We start from the raw sequence: 15,551 nt of genomic DNA, 5'->3' as shown, positions 1-15,551 counted from the left end.
TCCGATAACTCCTTAAGATATACTTGTGCTCCACACACTAGATTGAATTATAGCTAGTATGGGTGCACAAAGTCAATATCCCGAAAGAATTTAAAGTGTTCTTTCAACAGTATGCTAGTGTTTCTCCAACCACTCAAATATTGCAGCCGCACGTTTCACCCGCAAATTAGGCAATCCGTTCCGCGACAAGCCATGATTCGATTCCGGGAACGTAATCAATTTCGTCTCCACACCATGTTTCTTCATCGCTACATAGAACTGCTCCGCCTGTTCCATCGGGCAACGTAAATCCTGCTCACTGTGCATCAACAAAATCGGTGTTTTCGCATTGGCCGCATGCGCCAACGGGGACATCCGCCACAACCCATCCACATCCCACAAATCGCGTTGCAATTGAAATTCCACAAAGAACGCACCAATGTCACTCGTTCCATAGAAACTGATCCAGTTCGAAATCGACCGTTGCGAAATCGCCGCCCGGAATCGATCCGTATGACCCACAATCCAGTTCGTCATGAAGCCGCCGTAGCTGCCCCCCATCACATAAACACGGTCTTTATCAATTTCCGGATGCTGTTCTAACACATAGTCGGTTCCCAACATCAAATCCTCAAAATCCTTATGACCATAATCGCCCAAAATGGATGCCACGAACTCCTGACCGTAGCCATTACCACCACGCGGATTTAACATGATCACACCGTACCCACGCGCAGCCAACACTTGCATCTCATGGAAGTACGATTCCCCATAACACACCTGTGGTCCACCATGAATATACAAAATCGCCGGGTGATTCACTTTTTCCCCAACCGGCGCCAAGTACCAACCCTGGATGTCCCAACCATCCGCACCCTTGAACCAGAACATTTCCGGTTCTACAACGGCATGCTTTTGGAAAAAGGCAGCATTTGGCTGATACAATACTTCCAACTCGCCACTCACCAAGTCGAGAACTGCCAGCTCCGACGTTTTTGTCAAAGTGGAATACGTTACCGCAATTTCTTCGCTTCCAGCAATGATGTGTCCATCCGTCACATGCATCCGTTGATCAAATACCAGCGTTGCTTCTCCGGCGCGATTGCCTTTATACAACTGGGTTTTACCATGCTTGGTAGCAGGGAAGAGGAACTCATTTTCATTCAACCATTCCACGGGCATCCCATAGACATTTTGCTGGAAATCCGCGACCATCACGTCACTGATTTCCACATCCAAATCTTCTGTTAAACACACCAATTCATGGGTCTTCATGTCGTAACCGTAAATGCGGCTCAATGTCACAAAAGCATATTCAAAATCATTTCCGTTCAATAATAAATAATCTTCGTTTTCCGACATCGCCGCAAATGAGAAACTGCCTTTGGGAACGGAAGTCGTCAACGAGCGTTTTTCTTTCGTCGCCACATCATAATAATAAACTGTGCCGCCATAATTCCACTCATCAGCGCTGTCCAATTCACCGGCCACCAATAAATAGCTCTCATCATTGGCAACGTAGTTCAGGCCAACGCGTTCCTGATCTTCAAGGATCGTCGCCACATCACGCGATGCCACACCGATTTTCTTGATTTGATACGTCAAATCTTTCGGCAAGACACCGGCACCGTCCAACTTGTAAGTCAACTTGTCGATTTCAGTTGTATTGGGCATTTTCTTTTCTTTTGGTTCGTCAGCTTTTTCATCCGTATTTTTTTTGGTTGTTTGGTAATAAACGGAAGCACCATTTTTTGTCCAATGATAATTTGAGACGCCTTCTTTTTCTTCCGTTAAAGCAAAGGCGCTCCCACCGTCAAGCGGCATAACCATGACTTGCGGTTTTTTGTCTTTGGTCGCATTTCCGATATATGATAAATATTTTCCGTTCGGTGAAATTTCCAATTGGGATTGGCTCGTACCTGCATCTCCCCAACGGCGACGTTCCTTTGTTGTGCGATCAATACTGTAAATATAAGAATGATAGCCATTCTCATCTTTATTTGGTGTTGTTTCGCTATAAAAAATACGATTGCCAAAAGCAATCGGCTGGCCCAGACTCTTTAGTTCGAACAAACTATCTATTGTTAGTGCTTCTTTACCCAAAATATCGCCTCCATTTTATACTTCTTTCATTTTAAACAAACGCTTGAATAATTGTAAAGCCTTTACTCAATTACCCCAATGTTGATTGCCAATTCGCGGAATTCCGGATCCTTGTAGCCATGGCGCCAGTTTTGATAGCGCCAGTTGTAGCGCTTTTCACGCCAATGTTGTCGGAACAACTGACACAATTCAACCACGCGCTCGCAATCCCTGATGCCATCTGCTTCTCTTCCTTGGCAAAACGCAAGGATTCCTTGATTAAACAGAAAATCGAGATGCGGTTCGAGCAATTCGACCCGTTCGGTTAATTGCTCTTCGAAAATCGCTAAAGTTGCTTGAGCATAATCATAGCGTTTATGGAAAACGAATGTCGAAAAATTATTCGACAAAATCGAAAATAGCAACTTGGCATCCTGGGGAAGGGCCATGTATTTTTGACTTTTTTTGACAGCGGTCTTCATCAAAAGGTAGGTTGTTTCGACATCAAACACAAACCCGAATAACGCATAAATCCGGAGTTCCATTTCGCCCCAGTCCGCAACTTGCATCAAGTAAGTCAAGACTTCCGGTTGGTTCTGGGGTTCCTCTCCGTCGGTCAAGACCAACAAGCTCTCAATGAACAAAAAGACAAATCGTTTCCAGCTATAGGGGGCAGGGTTTTGTTTCCTCAAAATGTCACGTAATTCCCTCACCTTGTCATACTGATGTTCTGCCATAAAGGATTCGATATTTTCAAAAATTTTCTGCATCTCCTTATGGTCATCATCACCAAAAAGGAATAAAAACTCCTGTGGGGTGGTATTGATGTTTTTCAACGTCTCAAGAAAAGAGTCAACGGGAATCATTGAGCGGCCGTTCTCAAAACGGGAAAGTTGTGAGGTAGAGAGGGTATCACTTGCCGCTTCCTTGAGCTTCATCCCTTTACTGGTCCTGATCTGCCGGAGTAGTTCACCATAATCCATGTTTTCACACCCTTATTTTTTGCAGATATGCAATTATAATCTTCCTTTTAGTATAACCGAGATAAAATTTAGTTACAAATAACAGCAAAGGTGTGAAGAATATGAAAACTTATATCAAACGATTCTGGAAGGAAAATACGTTGGTTTTCTTTTTATTGACAGTAACGAATGTCATCCAAACCATTGTCAGCGTGCGGATGGCGGCTACCCTGGATACGTTGGTGAATCTGGATTTCGAGAGTTTTTTCAAGGTATTGGCGGAAGTGATGGGGCTATTCTTGGTATTCCTTTTTGTCCTGAATGTTCAAATCAACAAGACAAGTGAAACAAAACAAAAAATGGCGACCGCCATCCGAACCGACATTACCAAACGGATGGAGCAGTCCAGCTATACCAGCTTCCATAAGAAACAAGTCGGGACCTATACATCATGGCTGAGCAATGACTTGAATACGATTGAAACGAATGGATTTGACCTATTTTATCAAATTTGGGGCGGCATCATTGCCACAGTATCATCGGTCGTAGCTCTGTTCGCTTTCCATTGGAGCATTGTGGTCATGACGGTTGCGCTCACTGCCTTGACACTGGGTTTGCCGAAATTGTACGAAAAGAAATTGAAGGCGGCTTCCTTGTTCACGACTGAAGAAAACGAACGCTTCATCAGCAAAGTTACCGACACATTGAACGGATTTGATACCTTCTTTTCCTTCAATTTACTGCAAAAAATATCGAAGAATACGCAAGAAGCATCGCTCGCGTTGGCGGATGCTAAAAATAACCAAACCAGAGTGACCGCGAAAGTTGCCATACTGGGTGCCTTCGGGAATATTTTAGGGCAGTTGTCTGTCACCGGTCTGACCGGCTATCTTGTATTCCGTTCATTGGTTCCAATTGGAGCCATGATGGCGACCAGTGGCTTGGCAGCGGTGATTTTCAATACGGTCGGTAACTTGAGTCAACAATTGGCAGCAATGCGAGCAGTGGATCCGATTTTTACTAAATTCGAGGCACTCGAGACTTCTTTTGAAAGACCTGGCGGAAAAATTCAAAATGTCGTTTCCGGCATCCAACTGCAACAGGTCAGTTATGCCTATGGGAACAAACAGGTCTTAAAGGAACTGGATGCCTCTTTCAACCTGGGTAAAAAATACGCCATAGTCGGTGCGAGTGGAAGCGGGAAAACCACACTACTCAATATCCTGAACGGTAAGTTGACGGATTACAGTGGCTCGGTGCGTTTTTCCGGGAATGAATTAAATCAATTATCCGGACAGGAGCTGCGTCATCACATTTTATACATGGATCAGATTCCTTATTTGTTCCAAGGAACAGTGCGAGAAAACATTACATTGGGAGAAACATACTCTGATGAAGAATTGGCTAAAGCACTGAAGGCGAGTAGTTTGGAAGGTGTGGTGGCAAGTTTGCCGCTCGGCCTGGACACAGACATCGGGGAGGCGGGTCGTTTACTTTCAGGTGGGCAACGTCAAAGAGTCGCATTGGCTCGTGGTTTCTTGCGCGGCAAGAAAATCATTTTGCTGGATGAAGGCACTTCAAGTTTGGATGAGGAGAGTGCACTGGAGATTGAACAGCAGTTATTGGAAAATGAAGAACTGACCGTACTCATGATTACGCATCAACTGCGTGATTCTATCCGGGATAAATTGGACCGGGTTGTAGTGCTTGGCAATGCCTAAATAAAAAAGCTCACTCAACTTTGCGAGTGAGCTTTTTTTCCGGATTTAGCTCACTCAGATTAAAAATTCCAGTTGAGTGAGCTTTTTTCTAAAATAAAGCTCACTCACGGAGAAAATTCCAGTTGAGTGAGCTTTTTTCGGGTTATGCCATGAAATGCACAATTAATGTGCCAATTTATTACATGAAAACCCGCTTTATTTTTCAAAAGTGTGTCCGATAGATAGAGTAAATTCGAATATCTAGGGGGAAATGTATGAAAGGCACGATTGTATCTGCATGGATGAATACTTGTAAGGAATTGTATGGAAAAGAAATAGTCAGTGAAGTCATGACAAGCTATGGGCTCAAAGCCAACAAGATATTCACGCCAACTGAAGAGGTGGCTGATCGTATTGCTTTAGGGATGGTTGAAGCAATCGGAAAAAGGGTCGACAAATCACCCGATGTTATGTGGCGGACAATGGCACATCAAAATGTGAAAACTTACTCCAAAATTTATCCGGCCTTCTTTAAATATGATAATCTCTATTCTTTTTTGCAAGCCATGTATGATATTCATGTGATTGTGACGCAAAAGTTTAGAGGAGCTAAACCGCCAATCCTTCATATCGAAGCAGTGGACACCTATAACGCGCATATGACCTATAAATCGCCGCGCGGCATGTTTTCCTATTTCCTTGGCATGCTGGAAGGCGCGAGTTTTCATTTTAAGGAGAATGTAACTGTGGAAACACTGGAAAGGACAGATGACTTTCTGAAAATTGCCATACGATTTCAACAGCCCATTACGCTTCAGAAGAATTTTCACTTCAATAAATTACTTACATTTGGAATCGTCAAAAAATTAGAAGCGAAACTGGCGCTTGCGACGCTATTTCTCGTAGGAATTCCTGGGGCGCTGTTGGCGAGTTACTCACCAAACAACATTGCCGTCCCTGGTATCCTTGCTTTATCGCTAATTATACCATTTTTTACAGGTAAGCAATTATTTAAACCAATCATTTATATCAACCGTTATCTGGATAAACTGAAGGAAAAAGATTTTTCGATCGCCCATCAAATTTCAACGGATGATATTTTTGAGGAATTGAATGACAAACTCGTAGCTTTGATTGCGGGAATCAAGACTGATTTTGTCGGATACAAAAGCACAACGGATGAATTGAATGTCTTTGCCGATAGTTTTTCCGATATCTCAAACAATATGCGCGAAACTTCGCGGGATATTGCGACCATTGTCGATCAAGTGGCTGAAGGAGCCGTAAGCCAAACTTTTGAAACGCACCAGGTATCTTCCCAACTTCACGATTCTATCGCTTCACTAAATGGCGTCCTTGAAAAAGAGAACCAAGGGAAAGTCGCTCTAGAGAAATCTGTTGAAGTGATCAGGGGCGGGTTCAAGGAAATGGAATTGACTTCCCATAATCTGAATAATATTTTAGAGCAGTTCACAACGTTTAAGCAAAAAGGGGAAGCGTTACAGCGAAATGTTCAAGAAGTTCGAAAAATTGTGGAAGTGGTGGAAGGCATTGCCGGTCAGACGAACCTACTGGCGTTGAATGCTGCGATCGAGGCTGAGCGCGTTGGTGAACAAGGTAAGGGCTTTGCAGTGGTAGCTACTGAAATCAGGAAACTTTCTCAAGGATCTCGGACTGCTGTTCTTTCCATTAATAGTCAATTAGAACATTTTATCGCTAATATCGAGATATTCATGAACGGATTAGCCTCCCAATTTTCAGTGATAGAAACAGAAAATAATAAATTGAATGCCATCACGATGGAGAATGCAGACTCCATTGAATCGGTGGTGGCTGTTTCAAACCTCATTGTGGAATTGATTGATAACTTGATTACAGAAACAAAACACTTCAATGCTATATCGGAAACAATCACCTCACTGGCCGCCATAGCCGAGGAGAATTCTGCTTCCACTGAAGAAGTTTCGGCGAGTGTCTTGACCTATACAGAAGAAATTGCGTCCATGAGCACCCATATCCACGAATTTAAACGAGTCAGTACAGCGTTCAGTGAGGATTTGGAGAAATATAAAATATAGTAGTAAAACTTTGGTGACCCACTCACTTCACGTATAATAAAGAAAAAGCATTATTTTGAGGAGGAACCGACTTGGCCAATGAAGCAAAGCTGAAACCAACCGAAAAAAGTGTCATTGCATTCATCGAGGAAATTGCGTCAAAAAACAAAAAAGCCGATGCCTATCGTTTATTGGAAATGTACAACGAAGTGACAGGTATGAATCCCGTGATGTGGGGACCATCTATTATTGGTTATGGAAAATACGCATACAAATACGCGTCTGGCCATTCAGGAGAAGCGAACTGGGTCGGATTTTCACCACGGAAATCGGCGCATACCATTTATTTTGCATTGGAAGAAGACCGTAAAGAAGAACTGTTGGCGAAATTAGGTAAACATCGTGCCAGTAAAGCCTGTCTCTATATAAACAAGCTTGCCGATATCAATGAAGAAGTTTTGAAACAAATCATCAAAGAATCGCTGGATTACGTGGAAAAACGCTACCTGACCACAAGGACATAAAGATGATGATAAACCTTTCTTTTGAGCGTTGGTGGTATAATAAAGTCAAAAGATAGAAGTGCGGGACTCACGTATTTGGCGACTTATGAACCAGTCATTCAAGCGCAGAAGTAAGGGGAGGCAATCATTATGAATGTGCATTTTTTATCCAAGTCAACCGTTGGGAAATGGGCAACAGGCTTAATGGCGGCTTTTGTCGTGTTATTGGCCCTTAAAATGACAAGTATAGGGAGACTTCCGCTACCGACACTAGTCATCGCTGTAATCGGAATAATAGGCTTCATCTTAGGTGTGGTTGCTTTTTTGAAATATAAAGACAGAGCAATCATGACTATTATCACCCTTGTACTCGGCTTGTTGTTAACAATATGGGTACTCGCTGAAATTATGTTTCCGCATTGAATAACCAAATGTTTGGAAAGACCAAGCCCCATAAAACAGGGTTTGGTCTTTTTTAGTTTAAAACACGATAATTTTTATTGACACACCGTCTAATATTACTAAATTTTAATAAAACCGTTTACATTTACTAAATAATAGACTATACTCGTGTCATCAAATGAAGCGGAGGATTATCGAATGAAGAAACTATATTTGGGCTTGGCATCTGTTTTAGTTTTATCAGCATGTGGAAATGGTGGGACAGCTGAATCCGGAGATACAGCGGACTCTGGAGAAAAAGTTCAGATCAGATTTTCTACTTGGGATAGTGAAGCAAGTCTAGATGCCCAACAAACATTGGTAGACAAGTTTAATGAATCGCAAGATGGCGTTGAAGTTCTATTGGAAGGTTATGGCGGGGAGTATGATACGAAAATCACTGCCGGAATGGGAGCAGGGGATGCTCCGGATGTTATGTACATGTGGAATTATCCTGCTTACTCTGGTGGATTGGAGCCGCTAGATTCATATATTGAGTCGGAAGGAGCAGAGTACAAGGAAAATTTCTATGAGACAACTTGGAACTATAACTCTATCGATGACACGGTTTACGGAATCCCAGTTGGTTTCACGACACATGCTTTGTACTATAATAAAGATCTTTTTGATGCAGCGGGTGTTGACTACCCAACAGATGATTGGACTTGGGACGATGTAAGAGCAGCTTCAGAGAAAATCTCCGACCCAGAAAAAAATGTCTTTGGTTATATTATGCCTGGAAAACCAGATCCGTACGATTTTGAAATGTACCTTTGGAGCAATGGCACAGCTTATGCAAGTGAAGATGGTTCTGTAACGGATGGCTATGTGAATTCACCAGAAGCTGTTGAAGTTTTGCAAACATTCCAAGATTTGATGAATGATGATTTAGCAGTAGCTTCAGAAGGATGGGGAACAGATGAGTTCGCATCTCAAACAGCTGCTATGGTTGTTTCGGGAGCATGGGATATCGGAAGTTTTACTGATGCAGGGGTAAACTTCGGTACTGCACCTATTCCGAGCTTTGAAGGGCAAGAAAGTAAATCTGTCTTGAGTTCTTCCGGTTTGGCAATCTCTGCTGACTCTGAACACAAAGATGCAGCGTGGGAATTCGTTAAATTCTGGACAAACGAAGAAGCCAATATTGAACGGATTGATTATGAATTATCCGTACTGAAAAGTGTCGTAGAATCAGAAGGTTTGGAAGATGATGAGTATAAGAGCGTCTTCTATGAAATGTTGGAGCGCAGTACTGAATATGGACCAAGTTCATTCAAAATTGAAAATTGGAGCGATTTTGCAGACCAATTGGAAATGGCGTTCGAGCAAGTGTTCAATCCTACAACAAGATTGGCACCACAAGAAGCTTTGGATTCGGTCGTAAAATAATAAAAAGCGAGCTTTTCTTTTATTGTTAAAGAAAAGCTCCATTTTATTCCCAGAAAGGACTGGAAAATGGATGGCAGCACCGTTAAGTAAAAAAAGTAAAGTTATTGAAAAAATAACGCCCTATTTATTTATATCACCCTGGTTAATTGGCTTTTTGGCATTTACCGCAGGACCACTTGTTCTATCTCTTGTCATGAGTTTCTATGACTGGCCGGTTATTGGAGAAAGTAGCTTTATCGGTTTAGGAAATTATATCCGTATGTTTACCGAAGACCCACAGTTTTGGGACTCATTAGGATTAACACTCAAATTTGCTTTGATATTTGTTCCATTAAATATGATTATCGCACTCGTTTTAGCGATGTTGATTGCAACGAACGTAAAAGGAGTCAATTTGTTCAGAGTTATTTTCTATATCCCTTCAGTTGTTTCGGGGGTAGCAGTAGCAATCATTTGGGGATGGATTCTTGATTCTAATAACGGAATTTTGAACTACATCCTTAGCTTAATCGGGATTGATGGCCCTTTGTGGTTGCAGGATCCAAAATGGGCAATTGTAGCCATTGTTGTTGCCAGTGCTTGGGGTGTGGGGAATATGATGCTTATTTTCTATACCGACATTAAGAGTATCCCGAGCAGTTATTATGAAGCAGCAGTAATCGATGGTGCAACACCCATCCAACAGTTTTTCAAGATAACGATTCCGATCATAACACCGACTATTTTGTTCAACTTGGTAACATCTACCATCTCCGCCCTGCAACAGTTAACATTGGTTATCCTTTTGACTGGTGGAGGACCAATGAAGTCCACTTATTTCTATGGTTTGTTTGTTTATGAGAATGCATTTAAGCATCACCGACTCGGCTATGCAAGTGCGAACGCATGGGTCATGTTCTTCATTATTATGGCAATGACCGCTGTTATCTTCAAGTCTTCATCAGCATGGGTGTTCTATGAAAATGAAGTAAAGAAAACAAAAAAAGTAAAGAGAGGAAAATAAAATGGGTAATATAGGGCAGTTAAAACGTACAAAAGTTGTGATATATGCTGGATTAATTTTATTCTCTCTTTATTTTATCGGTCCCTTTCTTTGGGTTATTTTGACCGCTTTTAAAACACAAGCAGAGGTCAACATGTATCCGCCGCAGGTTCTGCCATCCGAATGGCGTTGGTCGAATTTCAGTGATGCCTGGAATTCCCAGCCGTTTACGACGTATTTACTTAACTCTGTTTTGATTACAGTATTTACGACGATTGGGCAGGTCATCTCGAGTTCCTTGGTTGCGTATGGTTTTGCACGGTACGATTTTAAATTCAAGAATATTTTATTCATGATGCTTTTGAGCTCCATGATGTTGCCTTGGGACGTAACCATGATTCCACAATATATGTTGTTTAATGAAATTGGCTGGATCAATACACTTAAACCACTTATCATTCCTGGGATGTTGGGATCGGCGTATTATGTCTTCTTGCTACGCCAATTCTTGATGAACTTCCCGGATGATATTGCGAATGCTGCCAAAATTGACGGGGCAAATGATTTCCAGATTTATTCAAAAATCTTTTTGCCGATCATGAGAGCACCACTTATCTTGATTGCGATTTTGAATATTTTAACAGTATGGAATGACTACTTGGGTCCATTAATTTTCTTGCAGGACCGTTCGAAATATACTTTGGCACTTGGTCTGGCATCATTCCAAGGGGTCCATGGAAATAACACAATCGGAATAATGGCTATTACGATTCTGATGATGATTCCACCCATTCTGATATTCTTGTTTGCACAGAAATATATTATTGAAGGGTTGGAAGGTTCGATAAAATAACAAAGGGTGATTGTTTGTGAATTTATGGGAAAATAATAAAGAAATCGGGTTAAACCGCTTAAAGCCACGCGCTTCTTTTCATCGTTATCAAACGTTGAAGGATGCGTTGGATAAAAACGACAATATCAATGGTTTTCAGACTTTGAATGGGGAGTGGCAGTTCGACTTGTTCTCCTCTCCGTTTGAAGCAGAGGAATATATTTCAAAACGTCATTTCGAAAAATTCAAACCAACGGAAGTACCTTCTTGCTGGCAGATGAATGGGTATGATGCCATGCATTATGCGGATTTACTCTATCCATTCCCGATCAATCCGCCGTATGTTCCGACAGAGAACCCAACTGGCGTCTATATCAGAACGTTTGAAGCGAAGCACAATGCAGATGAAAAAATCATTCTGCGTTTCCATGGCGTCTCTTCCTTCTTCCGGGTATGGATCAATCAAACGGAGATAGGGTGGAGTAAAGGAAGTCGTCTTGAATCCGAATTTGATATTACGGACGCACTGCAGGACGGTGAGAACGAAATAATCGTGGAGGTTGTTAAATGGTCGGATGGCATTTATTTAGAAGACCAAGACATGTGGTGGTTATCAGGAATCATCCGTGATGTCGAAATCTATACCGAGCACAAAGACTCACCAACTGACATTAAAGTTCAAACGTTGCCGGATGAGGAACGAAAAGACTTTAGACTCGTCGTTGAAGTAGAAGGCCAAGCAGATACAGCGGCTCTTTATTATGAAGGTGCGTTACTAAAAGAATTCGAAATTAAAAATGGAAAAGTGGACGAATGGATTGCGGCTCCGAAAACATGGACGGCAGAAACACCGCATTTATATGATTTGATTGTTACGTCCAAGGCGTCGTTTGTTCCAATCAGGGTAGGCTTCCGTCATGTCGAAATCAAAGACGGCCTGATTCTTCTGAATGGAAAGAATATTTTCTTCAATGGCGTCAACCGCCATGACTTCAATCCAAAGACGGGTGTTACTGTCACGAAAGAACAAATGGAAGCAGATATTATTTTGATGAAACAAAACAATATCAACGCAGTCCGTACGGCGCATTATCCAAACCATCCCTATCTCTATGACTTGTGTGATGAATACGGATTATATGTCATCGACGAAACGGATTTGGAATGTCATGGTTTCGAAAACACGGGAGATTATAATTGGATCAGTGACAACCGAGATTGGTCCGCTGCGTATGTTGACCGCATGGTACGGATGGTGGAGCGTGACAAAAACCACCCATCTGTTTTGCTTTGGTCTTTAGGGAACGAATCCGGAGCAGGTCAAAACTTCATGGATATGTACAATGCAGCAAAAGCGATTGATCCAACGCGCTTGGTTCATTACGAAGGAGATCGTAACGCTGCTTACTCCGATGTTTATACGACGATGTACTCATACCTTGAGCGGTTGGAAAATATTGGAAAAGATACGAATGGTAAAAAGCCGCATATCCACTGTGAGTATGGCCATGCGATGGGGAATGGACCGGGAGCGCTTGAAGAGCACCAGGAAGTAATGCGGAAATATCCGCGTCTCCACGGTGGCTTCTTGTGGGAATGGTACGATCATGGAATCGCAGTTGAACGTAATGGCGAAACAACGTATTTCTACGGCGGTGATTTTGGCGATACGCCGAACAACAGCAACTTCTGTATTGATGGACTGTTAAAACCAAACCGGGAACCTTCCACATCATTGTTGGAATACAAACAAGTTATCGCGCCGGTTAGGTTTAGCTATCAAGACGGCGCTTTGACGGTCGAGAACCGTTATGACTTCCGTAACTTGGAAGGATTGACCATTCGTTATTCGCTTCATCAACAAGATCAAAAGGTTGAAAGCAATGAAATTGTTTTACCTTGCATACCAGCACGTTCCAACAAAGAGATAGCATTACCACTTGAATTCGATGCAAACAAACGTTACTTCCTGGATGCCGAATTGATTGATGGGCCAAAACCATACTTAAATGAAAGTCATGTTATTTACTTTACACAATTCACACTCGGCAAGGAAAATGAATTATATCGTCCAGAAAAAGAAACAGGGACAGCTGTAGCACACGTTTCTTCTGAGCAAAACGATTACCGCACGGTGACGATTTCCAATGCGTCTACTGCAATGGTGTTTGACATTGTAACCGGAAGTTTGAAAACTGTTTCCAGAAATGGAAAAGACATCATTTCCCAAGGACCGGTTGTGACGCTGTGGCGTGCACCGATTGACAATGACATGTATCAATTGAAGGACTGGCAAGAAACATATTTCCTGCATCAAGGTTCGGAAACCATGTACGACTGGAAGGTCGAAGATGGTAAAATGACGTTCCATAAATACTTTGGAACAACGAACCAAGGTTGGGGATTCGATTTGGAATATGTATATGAATTGCTGGAAGATGGCAAGGTAAGAGTAGCAGTCGACGGCAAACCGCGCATGAGTGGAACCGAATTGCCAACCATGTTGCCGCGGATAGGAATTGAATTCACGATGCCGAAATCATTTGAAAATGTAAAATGGTTTGGTTATGGTCCGGGCGAAAGTTACTGGGACAGCCATGCTTCAGTTAAAAAAGGTTTGTATGAAAACACAGTAAAAGGGATGCATACAGAATATATCTTCCCGCAAGAAAATGGGGCGCGCTCTGAAACGGAATGGGTACAATTCGAAGATGGCAATCAAAAAGTCAGCCTGGAATTAGCGAGTCCATACACGGTAACCGTGCACGATTATACGAAAGAACAATTGGAGGCTGCGAAACATATCGATGAACTTCAATATGCAGACTACAATGTCGTCAATATTGATTACAAACAAACGGGATTGGGAAGTAATAGTTGTGGGCAAGATCAACTGGCTCAGTATCGCACAAAATTAGAGCCGTTTTCAATTTCATTTGTCATTTCAGAGTGAGAGGAGCAAGAGGATGAAGATTGCTATTAGCAAAATTCCTTTTTCAAGGTATGGATCTTATTTTGTTATTTCTTATTTTGAAGGGGAGTTATTGTTAAGAGACGTTCACGGCGGCGACGAGTCGCCGAGTGAACTGTTTCGTTTATCATTCAACGAAGAAGTAGCGTTTGAATGCAATGAAACAAAGTTTACGGTATTTAGTAAGAATAATGCCGAAAATAAAATAGAGTTTATTTATCCAACCGATAAAACAGTGCATATCCGGACTACAAGGATGGCATTGAAACTTGAAGCGATCAAAGTTCGCTATGATTCTTTCAATCAGATGGGTAGCAATAGCTATGAATATATTTCTTATAAAAAAGAAACCAAGTACCACCTGGAGGTGTTATCAGGAAACCTTTCAGTCGATGCACCATGGAAGACAGTCGGTAACGAACATATTAGGCTGGAACTCGCTAATGATAGTGAATTATACCTGACAAATTACCGAGTCATTCATGAATCAGTAACGCCGCAATCTTTTGAAGATGCACACGTAGCGGTTCAAAAGGAATATCAAGAATGGCTCAATAATATGCCCACCACTGATCCACAATATCAGTTGCCGCATGACCTAGCTTCTTATTTACTTTGGACGAATACGGTACGAGTGGATGGTTTCTTGAATCTTCCCATTACTTATATGTCGAAGAACTGGATGCAAAATATTTGGAGCTGGGATAATTGTTTTAACGCCATTTTGATGGCGGAAAATTATCCCGAATTGGCTTATAACCAGTTGAAAATTTTTAATAACTACCAAGATGATTCAGGCGCTTATCCGGATTTCATCAACGATAAATATGTTTCTTATAACTGCGTTAAACCCCCGATTCATGCCTGGGCTTATCAGAAAATGATGGAAGTAAATCCAAAATTTTCCGAGGATAAATTTTTATCTGAAATGTATGATAGTTTTTCTCGTAATACCAATTTTTGGTTAAATCATCGCACGCATGATGGCTTACCGTATTATACCCATGGTAATGATTCAGGATGGGACAATGCCTCCATCTTCCATGAAGGTTTCCCCGTTACTGCGCCAGATTTAACTGCCTATTTAATCAGGCAAATGGATATCCTTGGTGATTTCGCCGATAAATTGGGCAAGCAGAAAGAAGCGCATGACTGGCGGGAAAAAGCCGATCTTCTCTATGATAAATTTTTGCCGGCATTTTTTGATGGCAAACAATTACGCGCTTTTCATACTTTTTCTGGTGAAAAAATCAAGAGTACGACGAGTGCCATCTTATTCTTGCCGATTGTCCTTGCTTACCGCTTCAATGACGCTGACAAAGAACAACTGATTTCCGAACTTCTAAATCGTTTTGAATGCAAGTATGGTATTGCAACAGAAGAACCAACCAGCTCGCTCTTTACCGGAGATGGTTACTGGTTAGGGCCGGTCTGGGCACCGGAGACGTATATTTTTGTGGATGCTTTATACGAAGCTGGCTACCATGATGATGCGCTGCGGATTGCGAAGAAATTCTGCGATGCAACATTAGTCGGGGGATTAGCTGAAAACTTCAACGCACATACAGGTGAGGGGAATGATGATTTAGCCTTCTCGTGGACTTCCAGTGTGTTTCTGCTTTTAAATCAAATGAATTTGGAGGAGGACTAGTT

The 15,551-nt window shown here is 41.9% G+C and carries 11 protein-coding genes; 9 read left to right on the top strand and 2 right to left on the bottom strand.

Features of this window, described 5'->3' with window-relative positions:
* Positions 1 to 114 precede the first annotated feature (114 nt).
* Together ACTU7M_RS01125 and ACTU7M_RS01120 are read right to left on the bottom strand one after the other, a co-directional pair.
* Positions 115 to 2,082 carry a S9 family peptidase gene (locus ACTU7M_RS01125; protein ID WP_443472529.1) on the bottom strand — a complete coding sequence of 656 codons (1,968 nt, stop codon included), beginning with the start codon at positions 2,080 to 2,082 and terminating at the stop codon, positions 115 to 117.
* Between the two features lie 62 nt (positions 2,083 to 2,144).
* A complete protein-coding gene (locus tag ACTU7M_RS01120; RefSeq protein ID WP_443472528.1) occupies positions 2,145 to 3,044 on the bottom strand; it encodes an Rgg family transcriptional regulator in 900 nt (299 codons plus the stop codon).
* Between the two features lie 101 nt (positions 3,045 to 3,145).
* Here ACTU7M_RS01120 and ACTU7M_RS01115 point away from each other — a divergent pair, with 101 nt between their 5' ends.
* The 9 genes from ACTU7M_RS01115 to ACTU7M_RS01075 all read left to right on the top strand — a co-directional run bounded on the left by ACTU7M_RS01115 (position 3,146) and on the right by ACTU7M_RS01075 (position 15,549).
* Positions 3,146 to 4,744 (top strand): ABC transporter ATP-binding protein, encoded by a 1,599-nt coding sequence (locus ACTU7M_RS01115; protein WP_443472527.1) that lies wholly within the window; start codon positions 3,146 to 3,148, stop codon positions 4,742 to 4,744.
* Between the two features lie 254 nt (positions 4,745 to 4,998).
* Positions 4,999 to 6,801, top strand: coding sequence for a heme NO-binding domain-containing protein (locus ACTU7M_RS01110; RefSeq protein WP_443472526.1), 1,803 nt, complete (start codon positions 4,999 to 5,001; stop codon positions 6,799 to 6,801).
* A 71-nt stretch (positions 6,802 to 6,872) separates the two neighbouring features.
* Positions 6,873 to 7,304 carry a DUF1801 domain-containing protein gene (locus ACTU7M_RS01105; RefSeq protein WP_443472525.1) on the top strand — a complete coding sequence of 144 codons (432 nt, stop codon included), beginning with the start codon at positions 6,873 to 6,875 and terminating at the stop codon, positions 7,302 to 7,304.
* 129 nt (positions 7,305 to 7,433) lie between these two features.
* Positions 7,434 to 7,706, top strand: a complete 273-nt coding sequence (locus tag ACTU7M_RS01100; protein ID WP_443472524.1) for a hypothetical protein — start codon at positions 7,434 to 7,436, stop codon at positions 7,704 to 7,706.
* A gap of 177 nt (positions 7,707 to 7,883) precedes the next feature.
* Positions 7,884 to 9,113, top strand: coding sequence for an ABC transporter substrate-binding protein (locus ACTU7M_RS01095; protein WP_443472523.1), 1,230 nt, complete (start codon positions 7,884 to 7,886; stop codon positions 9,111 to 9,113).
* Positions 9,114 to 9,183: 70 nt separating this feature from the next.
* Positions 9,184 to 10,116, top strand: coding sequence for a carbohydrate ABC transporter permease (locus ACTU7M_RS01090; RefSeq protein ID WP_443472522.1), 933 nt, complete (start codon positions 9,184 to 9,186; stop codon positions 10,114 to 10,116).
* Position 10,117: 1 nt separating this feature from the next.
* A complete protein-coding gene (locus tag ACTU7M_RS01085; protein ID WP_443472521.1) occupies positions 10,118 to 10,948 on the top strand; it encodes a carbohydrate ABC transporter permease in 831 nt (276 codons plus the stop codon).
* A 16-nt stretch (positions 10,949 to 10,964) separates the two neighbouring features.
* On the top strand, positions 10,965 to 13,880 hold the full coding sequence (locus ACTU7M_RS01080) for a glycoside hydrolase family 2 TIM barrel-domain containing protein (RefSeq protein ID WP_443472520.1): 2,916 nt from the start codon (positions 10,965 to 10,967) through the stop codon (positions 13,878 to 13,880).
* A 13-nt stretch (positions 13,881 to 13,893) separates the two neighbouring features.
* Positions 13,894 to 15,549 carry an amylo-alpha-1,6-glucosidase gene (locus ACTU7M_RS01075; protein ID WP_443472519.1) on the top strand — a complete coding sequence of 552 codons (1,656 nt, stop codon included), beginning with the start codon at positions 13,894 to 13,896 and terminating at the stop codon, positions 15,547 to 15,549.
* The last annotated feature ends 2 nt before the right edge of the window (positions 15,550 to 15,551 follow it).

This window comes from Jeotgalibaca sp. A122 (assembly GCF_052266715.1).
Classification (GTDB): Bacteria; Bacillota; Bacilli; order Lactobacillales; family Aerococcaceae; genus Jeotgalibaca.
The sequence above is the reverse complement of the archived record's forward strand: the minus strand, read 5'-3'. Positions and strand labels throughout refer to the sequence as shown.

Excerpts from the sequence above, each read along its gene's own strand:
- ACTU7M_RS01120 (WP_443472528.1), bottom strand. The coding sequence starts at position 3,044 with ATGGATTATGGTGAACTACTCCGGCAGATCAGGACCAGTAAAGGGATG.
- ACTU7M_RS01115 (WP_443472527.1), top strand. The coding sequence starts at position 3,146 with ATGAAAACTTATATCAAACGATTCTGGAAGGAAAATACGTTGGTTTTC.
- ACTU7M_RS01110 (WP_443472526.1), top strand. The coding sequence starts at position 4,999 with ATGAAAGGCACGATTGTATCTGCATGGATGAATACTTGTAAGGAATTG.
- ACTU7M_RS01100 (WP_443472524.1), top strand. The coding sequence starts at position 7,434 with ATGAATGTGCATTTTTTATCCAAGTCAACCGTTGGGAAATGGGCAACA.
- ACTU7M_RS01095 (WP_443472523.1), top strand. The coding sequence starts at position 7,884 with ATGAAGAAACTATATTTGGGCTTGGCATCTGTTTTAGTTTTATCAGCA.
- ACTU7M_RS01090 (WP_443472522.1), top strand. The coding sequence starts at position 9,184 with ATGGCAGCACCGTTAAGTAAAAAAAGTAAAGTTATTGAAAAAATAACG.
- ACTU7M_RS01085 (WP_443472521.1), top strand. The coding sequence starts at position 10,118 with ATGGGTAATATAGGGCAGTTAAAACGTACAAAAGTTGTGATATATGCT.
- ACTU7M_RS01075 (WP_443472519.1), top strand. The coding sequence starts at position 13,894 with ATGAAGATTGCTATTAGCAAAATTCCTTTTTCAAGGTATGGATCTTAT.